General features: G+C 68.1%; 18 protein-coding genes and 1 tRNA gene. 6 read left to right on the top strand and 13 right to left on the bottom strand.

Annotated elements, in window-relative coordinates:
• Window positions 1-90: 90 nt before the first annotated feature.
• Together PKE84_RS11635 and PKE84_RS11640 are read left to right on the top strand one after the other, a co-directional pair.
• Window positions 91-564, top strand: coding sequence for a hypothetical protein (locus PKE84_RS11635; RefSeq protein WP_271177416.1), 474 nt, complete (start codon window positions 91-93; stop codon window positions 562-564).
• 56 nt (window positions 565-620) lie between these two features.
• Entirely contained in the window at window positions 621-1,088 is a 468-nt protein-coding gene (locus PKE84_RS11640; RefSeq protein WP_271177417.1) for an iron chaperone, read from the top strand.
• 84 nt (window positions 1,089-1,172) lie between these two features.
• On the opposite strand, the gene PKE84_RS11645 is transcribed toward PKE84_RS11640, so the two are convergent.
• The 6 genes from PKE84_RS11645 to topA all read right to left on the bottom strand — a co-directional run bounded on the left by PKE84_RS11645 (window position 1,173) and on the right by topA (window position 8,439).
• Window positions 1,173-1,245, bottom strand: a tRNA-Thr gene (locus PKE84_RS11645).
• Between the two features lie 67 nt (window positions 1,246-1,312).
• Window positions 1,313-1,987, bottom strand: coding sequence for a TetR family transcriptional regulator (locus PKE84_RS11650; protein ID WP_271177418.1), 675 nt, complete (start codon window positions 1,985-1,987; stop codon window positions 1,313-1,315).
• Window positions 1,988-2,070: 83 nt separating this feature from the next.
• Entirely contained in the window at window positions 2,071-3,630 is a 1,560-nt protein-coding gene (locus PKE84_RS11655) for an alpha/beta hydrolase (RefSeq protein ID WP_271177419.1), read from the bottom strand.
• Entirely contained in the window at window positions 3,627-4,820 is a 1,194-nt protein-coding gene (locus PKE84_RS11660; RefSeq protein WP_271177420.1) for a DNA polymerase III subunit delta', read from the bottom strand. Before PKE84_RS11660 ends, PKE84_RS11655 begins: the two co-directional genes overlap by 4 nt.
• Window positions 4,821-4,858: 38 nt before the next feature.
• Window positions 4,859-5,533, bottom strand: coding sequence for a dTMP kinase (gene tmk, locus PKE84_RS11665; protein ID WP_271177421.1), 675 nt, complete (start codon window positions 5,531-5,533; stop codon window positions 4,859-4,861).
• A complete protein-coding gene (gene topA / locus PKE84_RS11670) occupies window positions 5,530-8,439 on the bottom strand; it encodes a type I DNA topoisomerase (protein ID WP_271177422.1) in 2,910 nt (969 codons plus the stop codon). The genes tmk and topA overlap by 4 nt, the downstream gene beginning before the upstream one ends.
• 211 nt (window positions 8,440-8,650) lie before the next feature.
• On the opposite strand from topA, the gene PKE84_RS11675 reads away from it, so the two are divergent.
• Complete coding sequence (locus PKE84_RS11675; RefSeq protein ID WP_271177423.1) at window positions 8,651-8,896, top strand: hypothetical protein; 246 nt, start codon at window positions 8,651-8,653, stop codon at window positions 8,894-8,896.
• Window positions 8,897-8,962: 66 nt separating this feature from the next.
• On the opposite strand, the gene PKE84_RS11680 is transcribed toward PKE84_RS11675, so the two are convergent.
• The 5 genes from PKE84_RS11680 to PKE84_RS11700 all read right to left on the bottom strand — a co-directional run bounded on the left by PKE84_RS11680 (window position 8,963) and on the right by PKE84_RS11700 (window position 12,239).
• Entirely contained in the window at window positions 8,963-9,397 is a 435-nt protein-coding gene (locus PKE84_RS11680) for an Rv3654c family TadE-like protein (RefSeq protein ID WP_271177424.1), read from the bottom strand.
• Window positions 9,394-9,684 carry a hypothetical protein gene (locus tag PKE84_RS11685; RefSeq protein ID WP_271177425.1) on the bottom strand — a complete coding sequence of 97 codons (291 nt, stop codon included), beginning with the start codon at window positions 9,682-9,684 and terminating at the stop codon, window positions 9,394-9,396. Before PKE84_RS11685 ends, PKE84_RS11680 begins: the two co-directional genes overlap by 4 nt.
• A gap of 40 nt (window positions 9,685-9,724) precedes the next feature.
• The gene (locus PKE84_RS11690) at window positions 9,725-9,976 is read right to left on the bottom strand and encodes a DUF4244 domain-containing protein (protein ID WP_271177426.1); all 252 of its coding nucleotides are present in this window, start codon (window positions 9,974-9,976) and stop codon (window positions 9,725-9,727) included.
• 105 nt (window positions 9,977-10,081) lie between these two features.
• Window positions 10,082-11,086 carry a pilus assembly protein TadB gene (locus PKE84_RS11695; protein ID WP_271177427.1) on the bottom strand — a complete coding sequence of 335 codons (1,005 nt, stop codon included), beginning with the start codon at window positions 11,084-11,086 and terminating at the stop codon, window positions 10,082-10,084.
• A 13-nt stretch (window positions 11,087-11,099) separates the two neighbouring features.
• Window positions 11,100-12,239, bottom strand: a complete 1,140-nt coding sequence (locus PKE84_RS11700) for a TadA family conjugal transfer-associated ATPase (RefSeq protein ID WP_271177428.1) — start codon at window positions 12,237-12,239, stop codon at window positions 11,100-11,102.
• A gap of 374 nt (window positions 12,240-12,613) precedes the next feature.
• Between PKE84_RS11700 and acs the strand changes: the two genes are divergently transcribed.
• Entirely contained in the window at window positions 12,614-14,563 is a 1,950-nt protein-coding gene (gene acs / locus PKE84_RS11705) for an acetate--CoA ligase (RefSeq protein WP_271177429.1), read from the top strand.
• A gap of 134 nt (window positions 14,564-14,697) precedes the next feature.
• Here the strand turns inward: acs and PKE84_RS11710 are convergent, their stop codons facing one another.
• Window positions 14,698-15,168, bottom strand: a complete 471-nt coding sequence (locus tag PKE84_RS11710; RefSeq protein ID WP_271177430.1) for a RidA family protein — start codon at window positions 15,166-15,168, stop codon at window positions 14,698-14,700.
• Entirely contained in the window at window positions 15,168-15,335 is a 168-nt protein-coding gene (sp36, locus tag PKE84_RS11715; RefSeq protein ID WP_271177431.1) for a Sp36 family protein, read from the bottom strand. Before sp36 ends, PKE84_RS11710 begins: the two co-directional genes overlap by 1 nt.
• A 53-nt stretch (window positions 15,336-15,388) precedes the next feature.
• Between sp36 and PKE84_RS11720 the strand changes: the two genes are divergently transcribed.
• A complete protein-coding gene (locus tag PKE84_RS11720; protein WP_271177432.1) occupies window positions 15,389-17,941 on the top strand; it encodes a transglycosylase domain-containing protein in 2,553 nt (850 codons plus the stop codon).
• Window positions 17,941-18,924: a metallophosphoesterase gene (locus PKE84_RS11725; RefSeq protein ID WP_271177433.1), complete on the top strand. Its 984-nt coding sequence runs from the start codon at window positions 17,941-17,943 to the stop codon at window positions 18,922-18,924. Before PKE84_RS11720 ends, PKE84_RS11725 begins: the two co-directional genes overlap by 1 nt.
• Window positions 18,925-19,003: the final 79 nt, after the last annotated feature.

Raw genomic sequence — 19,003 nt, forward strand, 5'->3', positions numbered from 1 at the left:
GGTCGTCCGGCCCGGATAAGCGTTGATTCGTTATCTCCGACACGCGAAGATCGAACGGTGGGGACTTCCGTGAGGGGGCGGGCCAGAAGGGTGGCCGCTATCGCCGTGATCCTCGGTGCGTGGGCGAGCGCCGGACTCTCCGGGTGCGCGCCGACCAGCCAGGTGTGCGTGAGCTGGGCCGATTTCAGCGACCCCGATGCCGCCTACCGCCAGGCCGACACGGTGGTGGTCGGTCGCGTCATCGGACGCGACGGGATGATGGAGACGAGCCTCGGACCGGCCCGCGCCTACCGGTTCGCGGTCGAGCGGGCCTACAAGGGCGCCGAGGACTCGTCGACCATCCGGATCGGTTCACGCTCGGACAACTGCGACGGCGGAGGCGGGTACGCGAACGGCGACCTCCTCGCGAACGACCAGCGCGTGCTCGTCTATGCGTACAGAGACGGCGACGGCCCGGTCACGCTCACGCCGTCGCAAGGAGTGACGGATCTCCCCTCGGGCACGCCTGTGCCCTTCGGGCGATCGAGCAGTTCCGGAGAAGCGGGCGCCGGCACGCTTCCCTAGTCTTGAAAGCAGCCCCCACCGATGCAGCGGCAGACCCCGTAGAAAAGGACACCGTCATGAGCCCCACGAACGAGTCAGCGAAGGCCAAGACCTCCAGCGCGCCGGAGACCTTCACGGCCGAGGAACGCGCGGCCATGAAGGACAGGGCGAACGAAGCGAAGACAAGCGCCCGCCGGGGAAAGGCGACCCCGGCGGACGACCTGGCCGACGTTTTCGAGAAGATCGGCGAGATGAGCGAGGACGACCGCGCCATCGCCGAGCGGATCCACGCGCTCGTCACCGAGAACGCTCCGGAACTCCGGGCGAAGCTCTGGTACGGGCAGCCCGCCTATGCCAAGGACGGCAAGGTGGTGTGCTTCTTCCAGGCCGCATCCAAGTTCAAGACGCGATACGCCACGCTCGGCTTCAACGAAACGGCGGCCCTCGACGATGGCACCCTGTGGCCCGTCGCCTTCGCCGTGAAGGGCCTGACAGCTGCAGACGAGAAGCGGATCGCTGCGCTCCTGAAGAAGGCGGTCGGCTGATCGATCGGCTGTCGAGCCGGCTGCAACGGCCGGCCCGAAGCGAAACCCCCGGTCAGACTCTGTGTCTGACCGGGGGTTTTTCGGAGCCGCCCAAGGGAATCGAACCCTTGACCTTCTCATTACGAGTGAGATGCTCTGCCGACTGAGCTAGGGCGGCGTGGTCGCTCTTCAGCGGCACACAGGAAGATAGCTTACCCGATCATCGCGACCGGTTCCGACACCGGTCAGCGCACCTGCGTTCCGAGCGCCTGCAACTGCGCGAACGAGCTGCGGAGCCGGTCGGCCAGCGGCTCGACGCCGCCGTGATCCGCCCAGCACGACCAGGCGTGACGCATGCCGGCGAACGACACGTAGGTGACCAGACGGGCCCGCTGATGCAGGGTCTCCGGGTCTTCGGCGAGCGACGGGTCGTCGTGTGCGAGGCGTCGCTGCACGATCGCGGAGAGGGCGTCTTCGAACTGGTGCATGCTCGCCATGCGCTGGGCGAACAGTTCCGGGTTGTCCTTCAACAGGGCGCGACGCAGCCCGTGCAGCTCGTGCATGCTGCGGGTGTCCGTCTCGTCGGTCGAGACCCCGGTGAGCTCGACCGTGTCGATGGCGGCGATGAGCAGCTCGCTGATGCCGTCGAGGATGGGCTCGTCGGGGCCGGCGGCGATGAACCGCTCGATGCGCTCCTCCGACGGCAGCTCGGGGAGCTCGCCGATGATGGCGGACTCCTTCGACGGGAAGTAGTTGAAGAAGGTGCGCGGCGAGACGTTGGCCACGTGGCTGATCTCGTCGATGGTCACCCGGTCGAAGCCGCGCTCGCTCGCCAGTTCGAGCGCGGCCAGCTGGATGGCGCGCCGCGTCGCCAGCCTTTTGCGCTCGCGGAGACCCAGTTCTTCCTCTGCCACACTCATGCGGTAATTATTGCATTCTGTGCAAAGTTGCACCACTCACAACACGAACGGATTTCACCGTATGACGGCATTTCCGTCCGTCGTCAGCAGGTCTTGCCGTCGGCCGGCAGAGTGCCCTTGAGCAGGTAGTCGTCGACCGTGTTGTTCACGCACGAGTTCGACTTGTTGTACGCCGTGTGGCCCTCGCCCTTGTAGGTGAGCAGGTGGCCGTTCTGCAGCTCCCCCGCGAGGTTCTTCGCCCAGACGTACGGGGTCGCGGGGTCGTTGGTCGTACCCACGACCAGGATGGGCGCGGAGCCCTCGGCCGCGATCGGGCCGCGCTTGTACGTGGTCTTGTATGGCCAGTTGCCGCACCCGATGTCGCCGTAGGCCATGTACGGCCCGATGACCGGCGCAGCCTTGGCGAGGTCCGCCGCCTGTTGGCGCATCGTGGCGGGGTTGTCATCGTACGTGTAGTCGAGGCAGTTGATCGCCATGAATGCCTCGGTCGAGTTGTCGCCGTAGGTCCCGTCGCTCTGCCGGTTGTTGTAGCCGTCGGCGAGGGTGAAGGCGTAGGAGGCGTCGCCCTTCATCACCGTGGTGAAGAGGTCGCTCAGGTACGACCACGCGGTGGCGTCGTAGAGCGGATAGATGATGGCGGTGACCAGGGTGTTGGCGCCCAGCTCGCGGCCGTCGGAGTTGCGGATCGGGCTCTGCTCGACGGAGGCGAGCAGGTCCGAGATGGTCGACATTCCCTCATCGACGGTGCCGGAGAACGGGCATCCCTTCTGACTCAGGCAGTCGGTGAGGTAGGCCCGCAGGGCGCTCTCGAAACCTTGCGCCTGCACCTTGGTGACGTCGAAGTTGGTCGCCGCCGGGTCGAGGGCGCCGTCGAGCACGAGCCGGCCCGTCTTACCGGGGAAGAGGTCGGCATAGACCGCGCCGAGGTAGGTGCCGTACGAGTACCCGAGATAGTTGAGCTTCTTGTCGCCGAGGACGGCGCGGAGCACGTCCAGATCACGAGCGGCGCTGACCGTGTCGACGTGCTCCAGCAGCGCGCCGGTGTTCTGCTTGCAGGCGGCGCCGAAGTCGCGGGAGGTCGTGGCGTTGGCCGCGATCCAGCTGTCGGAGCCCCGGACTCCCGGGGTGATGCCGTAGAGATAGTCGTCCATCTGCTTCGCGTCGTAGCAGGTGACGGCGGTCGAGTGACCGACTCCGCGGGGGTCGAACCCGACGACGTCGAACGCGTTCTGCAGAGACGCGTCGGTGGCGTAGTCGACGGAGTCTTTGACGAAGTCGTAGCCCGAGCCACCGGGGCCGCCCGGGTTGACGAGCAGCGACCCCTGCTTGGTCCCCTTCGCCTGCTGCCGGATGAGGGCGAGCTTGACGTCGCCGGCCGACGGGTTGTTCCAGTCGAGCGGCACTTTGGCCGTCGCGCACTGCTTACCGCTGGAGCAGGAGGTCCAGGTGAGCACTTGGTCGTAGAAGGGCTGCAGGTCGGTGGCGACCGTCTCCTTCACCGGAGTCGACGTGTGGGCCGTATTGCCGGGGAGGAACATCGAGACGCAGCCGCTGAGAGTCAACGCCGTGACCGCCGCGAAGGCGACGATGGCGAGGCGGACAGAACGCCGGCGCGGGCTGCGCCCGGTCGGTCGGGTGGTCACTGAATGGTCCCCTTTCGCAGCGCGCCTCCGCGCAGGATGCTCGTGAGCATGGCCTCCAAAGCGAGTGCCGGTGCGACATTCCCCTCGATGCGCTCCCTGGCCGTCGCGATCGCGTCCATGGCAGCGAGCGTAGCCGCGGGAGTCGTGTGAGCGCTGAGAAGGTCGAGCCGATCGCGCAGCTCGACGTTGACGAGCTCGCTCGCACTGCCGAGCTGGATCATCATGACGTCGCGGTACAGACTCAGCAGATCAACCATGATGCGGTCGATGCCGTCGCGCAGGCTGCGGGTGGCGCGGCGCTTCTGGTCCTCCTCGAGCTGTCGCAGCTGCGAGCGGAGAGCGGGCGGGATGGTGCCTCCCGGTTCGACGCCGAGGGAGCGCAGGGCGTGCTCGCGCTCTTCGGCGTCGCGCTCTTCTGTGATCGCCTTCGCGTCGGCGCCCGCGATCTCGAGCATCGTCGCGGCGGTGCGTACGGCATCCGACACCGACCGGATGCTGAGCGCGAGCTTCAGCGTCTCGTCGCGGCGGCGCTGAGCCTCGTCGTTGGTGGCCAGGCGGTGAGCCATGCCGATGTGGCTCTGCGCGTGACGTGCGGCCCGCTCGGCGGTGACGGCGTCGACGCCGTCACGACGCTCGATCAGCGCAGCGACGTCGGACACGCTCGGCACGCGCAGGCGCACGGTGCGCACCCGGGACCGGATGGTCGGGATGAGGTCGGCGTCGCTGGGCGCGCAGAGGATCCAGACGGTGCGCTCGGGCGGCTCCTCGAGCGCCTTGAGCAGCACGTTGGAGGTGCGCTCGCTCATCCGGTCGGCGTCTTCGATGATCATCACGCGGTAGCGGCCGACCGACGGGGAGAACTGCGAGCTGGAGACGAGGGTGCGCACCTCTTCGATCGAGATGATGACGCGCTCGGTGCTCAGCACGGCGAGGTCGGGGTGTGTGCGCGCCTCGACCTGGCGCTGCGTGGCGTGGTCGCCCTCGGGGGTTCCCGGGCTGAGCAAGGCGGTGGCGAAGGCGAAGGCGAGGTTGGAACGCCCCGACCCGGGAGGGCCGGTGATCAGCCACGAATGGGTCATCGCGTTGCCGGCGCGCGCGATATTCGGGTCGATGCTGCTGCCGCCTGCCGCTGCCGCTTTGAAGATGGCGATGGCGTCATCCTGACCCGTCAGGTCGTCCCACACTGCCATGTGATCCAGGCTAGCGTTCGCCGCGGACACTGCGTGGCTCAGCGGGACGCCGGGAGGCGGCGGCCGAGCTCGGACTGGATCTCGGCGGCGATCTCCTCGGCCGGACGCGATGCGTCGACGACGAGGAATCGCTCGGGCTCCGCGGCCGCGAGTCCCAGGTAGGCCGCGCGCACGCGTGCGTGGAAGTCCGCCTTCTCGGCTTCGAGCCGGTCGTAGCGGGTGCGGGAGGTGTCGAGCCGCGCCCGCGCGGTCGTCTCGTCGAGGTCGAGCAGAATCGTGAGATCGGGCAGTAGACCTTCTGCGGCCCAGAGCGAGAGGTCGCGGATCTGCTGGGGGTCGAGCACGCGGCCGGCGCCCTGGTAGGCGACAGACGAGTCGAGGTACCGGTCTTGCAGCACGACCTCACCGCGAGCCAGCGCCGGACGCACCAGCGTCTCGATGTGGTGCGCGCGATCGGCGGCGTAGAGGAGCGCCTCGGCCCGGGGTGAGATGTCGCCGCGGTGGTGCAGCACGATCTCACGGATCTCGACGCCCGCATCCGTACCGCCCGGCTCGCGGGTGCGCACCACCGTGCGCCCCTGCTGGGTCAGCCATTTCTCGAGAAGCGCCGCCTGCGTCGATTTGCCCGACCCGTCGCCGCCCTCCAGCGTGATGAACAGCCCACGCTGCCCGTCGGCTGGGCCCGCTGCGCCCGGGGTCTCGCTCGCGCTCACTCGGCCGACGGATTCGCGGCCGGACGCTTGGCCGTGGTCGCCTTAGCCGTCGTCGTCTTGGCCGTGGTCGCCTTGGCCGTCGTCGTCTTGGCGGCTGTCGTCTTCGCGGCTGTCGTCTTCGCGGCGGTCGTCTTGGCGGCGGTCGTCTTCGCGGCCGGCTTCTTGGCCGGAGCCTTCTTGGCGGGCGCCTTCTTGGCCGGAGCCTTCTTGACCGGACCCTTCGCGCGCTTGTCGGCGAGGAGCTGCACGGCTCTGGCGAAGTCGACCTCGTCGACGGTCTCGCCGCGCGGAATCGTCGCGTTCGTCTCGCCGTCGGTCACGTACGGCCCGAACCGACCGTCTTTGACCCGGATCGGCTTGCCGCTGACGGGGTCGGCGTCGAACTCCTTGAGCGCACTCGATGCACGGCGTGCGCCGTACTTCGGCTGAGCGAACAGGTCGAGGGCGCCGGCGAGATCGATGCCGAAGATGTCGTCCTCGCTCGGGAGGGAACGCGTGTCGGCACCCTTCTTGAGGTACGGACCGTACCGGCCGTTCTGCGCCTGGATCTCTTCGCCGCTCTCCGGGTCGGCACCGACGGTGCGCGGGAGGTCGAGCAGCTGCAGCGCGGTGCCCAGGTCGAGCGAACCGAGGTCCATCGACTTGAACAGGGATGCGGTGCGCGGCTTGACGGCGGCGGCCTTCTTCTTGGCCGGCGCCTTCTTGGGCGGCGAGTCGACCACTTCGCCGGTGGCCTGGTCGACCGTGGCGCTGTCCGTCTCGGGCTCCTCGGGGTCGAGCTCGGTCACATATGGTCCGAAGCGACCGTCTTTGGCGACGATGTTCTTGCCGTTCGCCGGGTTGACGCCGAGTACGCGGTCGGTCTGGACCGGAGCCTCGATGAGTTCGCGTGCCTTGGCCGCGGTCAGCTCGTCGGGAGCCAGCTCCGGCGGGATGTTGACCCGTCGGGGGGTGGCGCCCTCCGGGGCGTCTTCGTCTGGCACTTCCAGGTAGGGACCGTACTTGCCGATGCGGAGTGTGATGCCGTCGTCGATGGTGATCGAGTTGATCGAACGGGCGTCGATCTCGCCGAGGTTGTCGATGACCCGTCGCAGGCCCTTGTGCTTGTCGCTGCCGAAGTAGAAGCTGTTCAGCCAGTCGATGCGCTCGGCCTCGCCGTCGGCGATCCGGTCGAGATCGTCTTCCATCTCGGCGGTGAAGTCGTACTGGACCAGGTCGCCGAAGTAGTCCTCGAGCAGACGCACGACCGAGAACGCGACCCAGCTCGGCACCAGCGCCTGACCGCGGGGGGTCACATAGCCGCGGTCGACGATCGTCGAGATGATGCTCGCGAACGTCGACGGGCGCCCGACCCCCAGCTCTTCGAGGGTCTTCACGAGGCTCGCCTCGGTGTAGCGAGGCGGAGGCGTGGTCTCGTGACCGTCGGCCTCGACCTCGCGCACGTCGAGCGACTGACCGGGCTCGAGCGGCGGCAGCTTCGCCTCGCTGGGCTCGGCCGAGGCGTTGCGCTCCTCGTCTTTGCTCTCTTCGTAGGCGTTGAGGAACCCGCGGAAGGTGATGACGGTGCCGCTGGCGGTGAACTCCGCGATCGTTCCGTTGCTCGGACCCTCGGTGATGGCCGCCTCGACGGTCACCGACGCGGTCTGACCTTTGGCGTCCGCCATCTGCGAGGCGACGGTGCGCTTCCAGATCAGGTCGTAGAGCCGGAACTCGTTGCCGTGAAGCGAGGACGAGAGCTCGGACGGCGTGCGGAACGTCTCGCCCGACGGACGGATGGCCTCGTGCGCCTCCTGGGCGTTCTTGCTCTTCGAGGCGTAGGTGCGCGGCTTGTCCGGCACCGTCTCGGCGCCGTAGAGCTTCGCGGCCTGCGTGCGTGCCGCGTTGGTCGCCTGCTGCGAAAGCGACGCAGAGTCGGTACGCATGTAAGTGATGTACCCGTTCTCGTAGAGAGACTGGGCGACGCTCATCGTCTGACGTGCGGAGAAGCGGAGCTTACGTGCCGCCTCCTGCTGGAGCGTGGACGTGGTGAAGGGAGCAGCCGGGCGCCGGGAGTAGGGCTTGGACTCGACCTTGCCCACCGTCACGACGGTGCTGTCGGAGCGGATGGCCGCGGCGAGCGCGCTGGCCGCCTCCTCGTCGAGGGTGCGGGCGGACGACGTGAGCTGTCCCCGGTCGTCGAAATCGCGACCGGTGGCGACGCGCTCCCCCGACAAACGGGCGAGCCTGGCCTCGAAACCGGATGAGGCGTCCCCTGTCGAATCGGCCTCGGGAGCGAACCGCGCGGTCAGGCCCCAGTAGCCGGCCGGCACGAAGGCGAGACGCTCGCGTTCGCGGTCGACCACGAGTCGGGTGGCGGCTGACTGGACGCGGCCGGCGGAGAGCCCGGGGCCCACCTTGCGCCAGAGGACGGGCGAGACCTCGTAGCCGTAGAGCCGGTCGAGGATGCGCCGGGTCTCCTGGGCGTCGACGAGAGCGGTGTCGATCTCGCGGGTGTTGTCGCGGGCCTTCTCGATGGCCTCGCGGGTGATCTCGTGGAAGACCATGCGCTTGACGGGGACCTTGGGTTTGAGCACCTCGATCAGGTGCCACGCGATGGCCTCGCCTTCGCGGTCTTCATCAGTGGCCAGGAGGAGTTCGTCGGCGTTCTTGAGCGCGCGCTTGAGGTCGGCGACCGTCTTCTTCTTCTGGTCGGAGACGACGTAGTAGGGCTCGAAGTCGTTCTCGACGTCGACGGAGAACTTTCCGAGCGAGCCCTTTTTGAGCTCGGGCGGTAGGTTCTTGGGCTCGATGAGGTCGCGGATGTGTCCGACCGAGGCCATGACCTCGTACCCATCGCCCAGATACTGGGCGATCGATTTCACCTTGTTCGGAGACTCGACGATGACGAGTTTCTTCGTGTCGGGCACCTGACTCCTCTTATATGTACGCACTGCAGTTAAACAGTTAGACGTCTGTAAGCGCGCTCCCCCTGGCGCCGCACCCCTGCGGCGAGCGTGGGCTCCACGCCCAACAGGCACACCATACACACCTGAGCCGCTTGTCTGCCTAATCGATCCGTACTCGTTCGCCCAGGGCACAGCGCTTGCTATCGGCGGCAGCCCGAGGAAAATGAGGTTCATGGCTATCACTTCAACGACGACGTATACCGCCAAACTCACCGACGGCCCTCTCGAGGGCACCACGATCAGCACCGAATTCCTCGACTCCGGCGACCCCCGTCCCCGCCTCGAGATTTCCGCGGCCTCCGGTTCGAAGCACTACCTCTATGTACGGTCCTCCAGCATCGAGTTCGCCTCCGACGACGCCCTCGACGACCGGCCGAGCGCGGTCGAGTACCGCTACCTCGAGGCGGTCTTCGACTGATTCGAGGGTGAGTCACCCGACCAGGACAAGGACCACGACACCGACTCCCACCACGACCCCGACCGATCACCCCGACCCCGGCGGGCCGGCTCTCGCTCGAGCCTCGGCGCTGAGGCCGAGGTAGGGAACGGACGCCGTCACCGTGACGACGAGTCCATCGAGATCGCACGAGACGAGCGACGCACCGTTGGCCTCTGCGATCGACGCTGCTTGCGTGCACGGATAACCGGGAACGGCGCCGGAGGCGACGTCGGCGGCCGCGAGCGCGGCGGTGTCGGCCGCACCCGCTGCCCTTTGAGCGGCGACGAAGGCTCCGGCGACGGCGACCCCGCCAGCGGTCAGGCCCACGAGGGCGCCCGCGATACCGACGACGAGCACCGACGCCGACCCGTTCTCCGACGCCAGACCGTGCTCCGATGCAGGACCGCGCTCCGACACCCCACCGCGCTCCGACCCCGCGACGCTGGCTGCGCCACGCTCAGCCCGGCGGCCCACGCTCATTCCGCGGCCGTATCGTCGAGGGCGCATGCCCGCGCCGAGGCTGCAGAGCCCAAGGGTCCGAGACCGGCCATAGCCGAAGCCGCCGTCAGTCGCACGCAGACCATTCCTCCGACCCGGTCCGCCTCGAGGGTCGCGCCGGCGCGGGCGACGACGCCGCTCGCGTCGTCGCCGCGACCCAGCATGCGCGCCGCCACTGCTGCGGCGTCGGCAAGGCGCACCTGCTGCGCTCCCGCCTGCACGGCCGCCACGCACAGTGCGAGGCAGACGATGACCGCGGGCATCGCCACGGCGAATTCCGCTGTGACGCTTCCGCGCTCCGACGACGCCTCAGCCGGCGGCCGACAGCGCACGCTTGACCAAATCGGTCAGGATGCCGCGCACCTCGTCGCCCCGCAGCAGAACGACGAGCAGTCCGGCGAACCCGACGGCCGCCATCGTCGCGACCGCATACTCGGCCGTCGCGGAGCCGCGCTCGTCCTGAAGCAGGGCGCGCCAACCGGTCTCCGCGCTCGGCGACGGCCGGAAGGCATCCCTCGCGCACGGTGGGATGGCGGTGTCTCTGGTGGCCGGTGATCTCATGGTTCTCCCCCTGGTTTCGCGTTCGCGGTTCGCACCGCCGATGAATCAATCGTGGCCCGCTCCCCCTCGGGCGCCCCTGCTCCCGAGGGATCTGTGGACGCAGGCTCACATCGCACCGACTGTGGAGGACACGATGCTGAGCACCATGGGCGCGACCCCGATGAGCATGAAGCTCGGCAGCACGCAGATGCCGAGCGGCAGCATCAGCCGCACCCCGAGGGCCGCCGCCACCTGCATCCCGTCGACCCGCGCATCGCGGCGTGCCTGCTGGGCCGAGCTGCGGAGCAGGTCCACGGCGGGCGCGCCCGCCCGCTCTGCCAGCGCGAGCGTGTCATTCAGCCCGCTCGAGTCGCCGGCGGGCACCTCGTACCGCGCGAACCCCTCTCGGACGAGCGCGATCGCGCGGTCGACCGAGACGCCACCGCTCAGTGCGACGGCCACCAGGTCGAGATCGCACCCGGGAGCCTCGCCGGTCGGCAGCGCACGGCGACGGAGGGCTCGGGTCCAGAAGCGTCCGGCGAGGGCGAGACTTCCTCCCGCGATGAGCAGACCCCACCCGATCGGACCGCCGAGAAGGGCTCCGATCACATCGACTCCCATGAGCACGCCGAGCGCGAGGCCGAGCAGCGGGAGCCAGCCCACGAGCCGCGCCGTCGCAAGCGGGCCGGCGAGCCCGAGGGCGATCTCCCGCTCGGTCTCCGCGCGATCCCGCGCCGCGGCTGCGAGCTGACGGAGGCTCGGCGCCAGCGAAGCTCCCGCCGCATCAGCCACGAACCAGGCCGCTCCGACCGTCCGCCAGGGCAGCATGGACTCGTCTGCCATCCCCGGGCTGGTCGGCGCGCTTCGTCGTCTGCGGGACGGTGACCCCCGCGGCATCGGCATCGCCATCGGCGTCGGAACACGCTCCGAACGCGCCCCGAGGATGCGCGTGAGGGCATCGACGGGCCGCACGCCCGCCGCGATCGTGCGAGCGATCGCCGAGACGGTCGCGTTGTGTGTGAACTCCCCCACGTACTGCCACGCGGACTCGGGTGCGACGCCCGCCTCGAGCAGGGTCGCGAGCCGATCGACCGTCGTGGCCACCTCGTCGGAGCTGCGTCCCGGGCGCACTCCTCGGCGACGCTCAGACGCCACGGTCGACGACCCCCAGGCGGCCCTCGCGCTCGACCACGAACTGCGCGAAACCGGCGACACGGCGCAGCGCACCGACACGTTCGAGGTGCACCACCAGCCCGACGGCGCTCACCGCCTGGCGCGCGAGGGCACGTTCCCCCATTCCCGCCATCGCCCCTAGCGCCTCGAGCCGCGCCGGAACGTCCGCGAGGGAGTTCGCGTGCAGCGTTCCAGCGCCGCCGTCGTGGCCCGTGTTGAGGGCGCCGAGCAAATCCTGCACCTCAGCGCCCCGGCACTCGCCCAGGATCAGACGGTCGGGGCGCATCCGGAGCGCTTCGCGCACCAGTCGCCGCAGGTCGACGCCACCGGCGCCCTCGAGATTCGGCTGCCGCGTCTGCAGGCCGACGACGTGCGGATGATCGATGCGGAGCTCGGCGACGTCTTCGATCACCACGAGACGCTCCTGCACCGAGGCGTGCGAGAGCAGCGCCGCGAGCAGGGTCGTCTTGCCCGTGCCGCCGGCACCGGTGATCAGCAGATTGGTGCGCGCCAGGATCGCTCGGCAGAGCACCTCGTGCTGCGCGGGCTGGATCGATCCGTTCTCGACCAGGTCGGGCAGATGCGGCTGGTGCTCGCTCGGGATCCGGATGGAGAGCACGGTGCCGCGCGTGGACACGGGCGGCAGCACCGCATGCACACGCACTCCCCCCTCCAGCCGGACGTCGACGAACGGGCTCGCCTCGTCGATGTGCCGGCCGCCGCGGGCGATGAGCCGAACCGCCAGCTCCCTCGTGGCCTGCTCGTCGGCCAGCCATCCCTCGAGTCGTCGGAGCCCGCGCGGCCCTCCGTCGCCCCAGAGCTCCCCCGCGCCGTTCACGAACAGATCGGTGACGCCGTCGCGCAGCAGGTAGGGCGCGAGCGGGCCGAACGTCTGCCAGGGCGTGCGGGCGTCGCGGGCGTGGGTACGAGCACGATCCGGTGGCCGCTCGGGCCGGGGTGCGCGTGCGTCATACGCGGTAACGCTGGGAGGGCCCGATCCGACGCCCACCGTCGTGTCGGCTGTGCGGTCGATCGACGGCGCGAACCGCGGGGCCGGTGGGGCCGGCGGAGTGATGGCGGGAGGGTATCGAGGCTTCGAACGACGCTTCATAGAGCGACGCTACGAACCCGCGCCGCGCATCCGGTCGATCGCACGCGGATCGGTGGAAACACCGGGGTTGCCCGCCGTTGTGGAGGAGGCGACACGGGCATCGTCGTCCGCGCGATTCCGGCGCAGAGGAACCGTCCGGTTAAAAAAGGGGGGCCGCACCTATTGGGGGGAACAGGTGCGGCCACTGCGGTGCATGATTGGGGGGAATCGTTTGCACCGCACGCCAGAATTAAAAATTCGGCCGTGCTCTAGTGTACGCAGAATCGATGCAAACGCAAGTCTGTTCAAACCGCTTCACCGCGTGGTTGTAGAGTCAGGCATTGTCGCGCCACGACCCGTCAGAACAGCATCGCAAAGGAGCGAAAAGACTCCCCATGAGCAACACAATCGACAACCTGCTCCACGAAACACGGCGCTTCGCGCCGAGCGACGAATTCACCCAGAATGCCGTCGCCACCGCCGAGCTCTACGAGCGCGCGGCCGCCGACCGGCTCGGCTTCTGGGCCGACCAGGCGCGCGAGCTCGTGCACTGGCACACACCGTTCACGCGGAGCCTCGACTGGAGCAACCCCCCGTTCGCGAAGTGGTTCGACGACGGCGAGCTAAACGTCGCGTACAACTGCCTCGACCGTCACGTGCTCGCCGGCAACGGCGACCGGGTCGCCATCCACTGGGAGGGTGAGCCGGGCGACAGCCGCTCCATCACCTACGCCGAACTCACCGCAGAGGTGAAGAAGGCGGCGAACCTGCTCACCAGCCTGGGCGTGCGTGCCGGCGACCGGGTCGCCATCTACCTGCCGATGATCCCCGAGGCGGTCATAGCCATGCTCGCCGTCGCGCGCATCGGCGCTGTGCACTCGGTCGTCTTCGGCGGCTTCAGCGCGGAGAGCCTGCGCTCCCGCATCGACGACGCCGAGGCGAAGCTCGTGATCACCGCGGACGGCGGCTGGCGCAAAGGCAAGGTCTTCCCGCTCAAGAACGCCGTGGATGCTGCCCTCGCGACGGGCGAGTCGACGGTCGAGCATGTGCTCGTCGTCAAGCGCGGCGAGAACGACGTGGAGTGGACCGAGGGGCGCGACCTCTGGTGGCACGACGAGATCGCCCAGGTCGACGCCGACCATGTTGCAAAGGCGTTCCCGGCCGAGAACCCGCTGTTCATCCTCTACACCAGCGGCACGACCGGTAAGCCGAAGGGCATCCTGCACACCTCGGGCGGCTATCTCACGCAGGTCGCCTTCACCCACAAAAACGTGTTCGACCTGCACCCCGAGTCGGATGTCTACTGGTGCAGCGCCGACGTCGGCTGGATCACGGGACACAGCTACGTCGTCTACGGCCCACTGGCCAACGGCGCCACCCAGGTGCTCTACGAGGGAACGCCGGACACGCCGCATCCTGGCCGCTGGTGGGAACTGATCGAGAAGTACAAGGTCTCGATCTTCTACACCGCTCCCACGGCCATCCGGTCGTTCATGAAGCTCGGCCGGCAGATCCCCCAGGGCTTCGACCTGTCGAGCCTGCGGGTGCTCGGATCGGTGGGCGAGCCCATCAACCCCGAGGCGTGGATGTGGTACCGAGAGGTGGTCGGCGGCACCTCCACCCCCATCGTCGACACCTGGTGGCAGACCGAGACGGGCGCGATCATGATCTCGGCCCTGCCGGGCGTGACGACCCTCAAGCCCGGATCCGCGCAGGTGCCGCTGCCCGGCATCTCGATCGACATCCTCGACGAGACCGGCACGCCGGTCGGCAAGGACCAGGGCGGTCTGCTCGTCGCCACCGAGCCGTGGCCGAGCATGCTGCGCGGAATCTGGGGAGACCCGGAGCGCTTCAAGGAGACGTACTGGGAGAAGTTCGGCGACAAGTACTTCGCCGGAGACGGAGCGCGCTACGACAAGGAGGGCGACATCTGGCTCCTCGGCCGCGTGGACGACGTGATGAACGTCTCCGGTCACCGTCTGTCGACCGCTGAGATCGAGTCGGCGCTCGTCGCGCATCCGATGACTGCAGAGGCCGCTGTCGTCGGAGCCGCCGACGAGACCACCGGTCAGGCCGTCGTGGCGTTCGTGATCATCAAGCAGAATCAGCTCGAGGCGGCCGAGGCGACGGATATCGCGGCGGTGCTGCGCAAGCACGTGTCCGAGCAGATCGGCGCCATCGCGCGGCCACGCGACATCTTCATCGTGACGGAGCTGCCGAAGACGCGCTCGGGCAAGATCATGCGACGTCTGCTGCGCGATGTGGCGGAAGGCCGGGAAGTCGGTGACACCACGACCCTGGCCGACACGGCCGTGATGAGCTCGATCCAGGCCAAGCTCTCGTAAGACGCTCGCCGGTCACACGGTGATGGTGGAAGGGGCGGTGGCATCGGTCGATGCCACCGCCCCTTCTCACTGTCGTGACGTGTTCAGTGCCGTGACGTGTTCAGTGTCGTGACGTGCTCAGTGTCGTCACGTGCTCACTCGAAGGCGAGGATCAACTCCACCTCGACGGGCGAGTCGAGCGGCAGCACAGCGACGCCGACGGCCGAGCGGGCGTGCACCCCGGCGTCGCCGAAGATCTCGCCGAGGACCTCGGAGGCGCCGTTGATGACGCCGGGCTGGCCCGTGAACGACGGCTCGGACGCAACGAAGCCGACGACCTTGACGACGCGGGTCACCCGGTCGAGCGAGCCGATGACGCTCTTGGCCGCCGCCAGCGCGTTCAGGGCGCAGATGCGCGCGTACGCCTTGGCGTCGTCGGCGGGCACCCGACCATGGCCGTCGCCCACCTTGCCCGTCGCCGGCAGCGCGCCGGAGACCATGGGCAGCTGACCGGACGTGTAGACGTGCGAGCCATCCACGACGGCCGGCGTGTAGGCGGCGACGGGCGGCACCACATCCGGGAGGTCGATGCCGAGCTCGGCCAGGCGAGCCTCGATCGCGGCCATCAGGCGTCCGCCTCGTCGCTCAGCTGGCGCTTGAGGTAGGCGACCAGGCCGCCCTCGGGACCCGTCACGACCTGGACGAGTTCCCACCCCTCTGAGCCCCAGTTGTTGAGGATGGCGGCGGTGTTGTGGATCATGAGAGGGGTCGTGAGGTATTCCCAGCGCGGCATTGTGCTCCTTGCGTTCAGGGGGTTTGTCAGGTTCGTCACCTACCCTTGATCTTATGTCTGCCCAAAAACCCCAGGCTAGAGGTCTGCTCGGAGCGCTCTTCGCGTTCGTCGGCATGAGTGCCGTCGCAGGACTTCTGGTGACGGCTGCCGTGACCCCCGCTATCGCGGTCACCGGCATGGCCGCCAACGACAGCATCGGTGTCTTCGAGGGTCTTCCCGAGTACCTTCAGATCGACCAGCTCGCACAGCCCACCACGATCTACGCCAAGAAGGGCGCGCAAGACGTCGCCCTTGCCACGTTCTACGCGCAGAACCGTCTGCCCGTCACGTTCGACAAGATCTCGCAGGCCGCGAAAGACGCTGCCATCGCCGGTGAGGACCCGCGCTTCTACAGCCACGGCGGCGTCGACGTCCAGGGCACCATCCGCGGTGTCCTCTCCACCGTCGTCGGACACGACGTGCAGGGCGGCTCCTCGATCACTCAGCAGTACGTGAAGAACGTGCTGCTGCAGAAGTGCGAGGCGAAGTCGGTCAAGACCAAGGAGGACAAGGTCGCTTACCAGACCTGTGTCGACGACTCCACAGGTGTATCGCCCGACCGCAAGGTCAAGGAGATGAAGTACGCGATCGGCATCGAGAAGAAGTACTCGAAGGACACGATCCTCGCGGGCTACCTCAACATCGCCGGCTTCGGCGGCTCGGTCTACGGCATCGAAGCCGCTGCCCGGTACTACTTCGGAGTGAAGGCCATCCAGCTCACGCCGGCTCAGGCCGCGAGCCTGGTGGCGATGGTCAACGAGCCGACCTCGCTCAAGATCGACATGCCCGACAGCAAGACCAACGGCAAGGCGAACGGCTACAAGGCCAACAAAGACCGCCGCGATTACATCCTCACCAAGATGTACCAGTACAAGAAGCTGACCAAGGCGCAGTACGACCTGGCGATCAAGACGCCGGTGGTCCCCAAGATCACGCCGTCGGTGCGCGGCTGTCAGACCGCCGCCGGTGCCGCGTACTTCTGCGACTACGTGCAGCGCATCATCCTGAACGACCCGTCGTTCGGCGCCACCCAGGATGACCGCGCCTCGAACTTCAACCGCGGCGGCTACAAGATCTACACCACGCTCGACATGGACCTCCAGGCCACCGCGGAGAACGCCATCCACTCGCGCGTGCCGAAGGTCAGCACCAACGCCAACCTGGGCTCGTCCGCGGTCGGCGTGCAGCCGGGCACCGGACGTGTGCTCTTCATGGCGCAGAGCAGGGACTTCAGCCAGGACCCCGAGGTCCTCGCCAAGAACCCGGGCGCGACGGCCGTCAACTGGAACACCGACTACGCGTACGGCGGCTCGACCGGCTTCTCGGTCGGATCGACGTACAAGGCGTTCACCCTGGCCGAGTGGCTGAAGCAGGGCCACTCGCTCTATGAGACGGTCAACGCGAACATCCGCACCTACGACCAGTCGAGCTTCCCCAACACCTGCCCGACGCAGTACGGCGGCCCCTACAAGCCGACCAACGACTCCGGCGGCGAGGAAGGCATCCGCTCGGCGATCGAGGCGACGGAGCTGTCGATCAACACGGCATTCGTCGCCATGGCGCACCAGCTCGACCTGTGCGAGATCATGAAGACCGCTCAGGCGTTCGACGTGCACCGCGCCGACGGCAAGCCGCTCGGCGAGAACCCGTCGAGCGTCCTCGGCACCAACGAGGTCGCCCCGCTCACGATGGCGACCGCGTACGCCGCCGTCGCCAACAAGGGCGTGGCGTGCACGCCGGTCGCGATCGACCGCATCCTCGACGCCGAGGGCAAGGCGAAGGCCGTGCCCAAGTCGACGTGCAAATCAGCGGTGAGTCCTGAGGTGGCCGCGGCGATGGCCTTCGCCCTCAAGCGAGTGGTCACGAGCGGAACCGCGTCGAGCTCCGCGCTCGGAGACGGCATCGACGTTCTCGGCAAGACCGGTACGTCCGAGGACAACGAGCAGCTCTGGCTGGTCGAGTCCAGCACCAAGGTCGCCGCCGCCTCGTGGACCGGCAACATCGACGGTCACGTGTCGCTCCGCTCGTTCTATGAGAGCGGGATGCTCGCGTCGACCCTCCGCAACCCGATCATCCAGGACATCATGCGCACCGCCAATGGCAAGTACGGCGGCGACGACTTCCCGCAGCCCGGAAGCACGCTCCTGCGCGGCATCCAGGTGACGATCCCTGATCTCGCCGGCAAGTCCCCCGCCGAGGCGAAGACGACGCTGAACGGTCTCGGGCTGGAGTTCGCCGACGGCGGTCAGCGTGATGGCGTGCAGCCGGCCGGCACCGTCGCGATCAGCGATCCCGCCGCAGGTTCCAGCGTCAGCAAGGGCGCGATCGTGACCGTCTACACCAGCAACGGCGCGCTCGTCGCACTGCCCGATGTGGTCGGCAAGAAGGCTTCCGACGCCCAGGCGGCGCTCGCAGGCTTCGATGTATCGTTCTCCGGCGAGGGAAACGGCGACAGTATCGTGAAGTCGATGTCACCCGCCGCCGGAACAGCCGTGAAGAAGGGGTCGAAGGTCAAGCTGACCTTGAAGGCCGCCGATTCGACACCGAGCCCGGGGCCGAAGAAGTAGTGGCCCGCGCTTCCGGTCTGCACGCGGCGGGCACCGCACTCGCGGTGTTCGCCGCGGCCGGTGCCGCCGCGTTCGCCTGGGGCTCGCTCGTCGAGCGCAAGCTCTACACGTTGCGACGCGTCTCGGTGCCCGTGCTCCCGGCCGGCTCCGCGCCGATCCGGGTGCTGCACCTCTCCGATCTGCACATGGCGCCGTGGCAGCATGACAAGCAGGAGTGGATCCGCAGCCTCGCCGACCTCGAGCCCGATCTCATCGTGGACACTGGCGACAACCTCGGCCACGCCGATGGGCTGACGGGTATCGAGCGCTCCTTCGAGCCGTTCCGCGGCGTTCCGGGAGTGTACGTGCACGGGTCGAACGACTACTTCGGTCCGCAGCTCAAGAATCCCCTCAAGTACTTCACGGGGCCGTCGAAGAGCGGTTCGTCAACCGCTCCGCGTCTCGACAACGCGGCGCTGACGTCGTACTTCGACGGTCTCGGCTGGGTGAACCTCAACAACGCCGCCGGTGCGATCGAGATCAAAGGGACCCACCTCGAGTTCTTCGGAGTGAACGATCCGCACATCCGGTTCGACCGGGTCGAGGCCATCCCCGGCGCGCTGGACGAGCTGCGGGAGAACGACCCGTACTCCGACGACGCGACCTGGCCGGAGGATGCCCCACGTGCCGAGCGCGGCACCGTCACGATCGGCGTCACCCACTCGCCGTACCGCCGGGTGCTGGACGCGTTCGTCACCTACGGTGCGTCGATGATCTTCGCCGGCCACACGCACGGCGGCCAGGTGTGCGTTCCCGGTTTCGGTGCACTCGTCACCAATTGCGACATCCCTCGCTCGCAGGTGAAGGGCCTCAGCATCTGGCGGCATGCGTTCCGTTCGGCGTTCCTCAACGTCTCGGCCGGGCTCGGAACGTCGATCTACGCGCCGGTGCGTTTCGCGTGCCGTCCGGAGGCGACGCTGGTCACTCTGACGCCGTCGGTCTGACGCCGCCGACCTGACGCCGGTCGGCACCCACTTCGAGCCTCGAGTGGTCAGCGACCCCCCTCAGCCTCGTGTATTCTTA

It is taken from the genome of Leifsonia poae (genome assembly GCF_027921845.1).
GTDB lineage: Bacteria > Actinomycetota > Actinomycetes > Actinomycetales > Microbacteriaceae > Leifsonia > Leifsonia poae.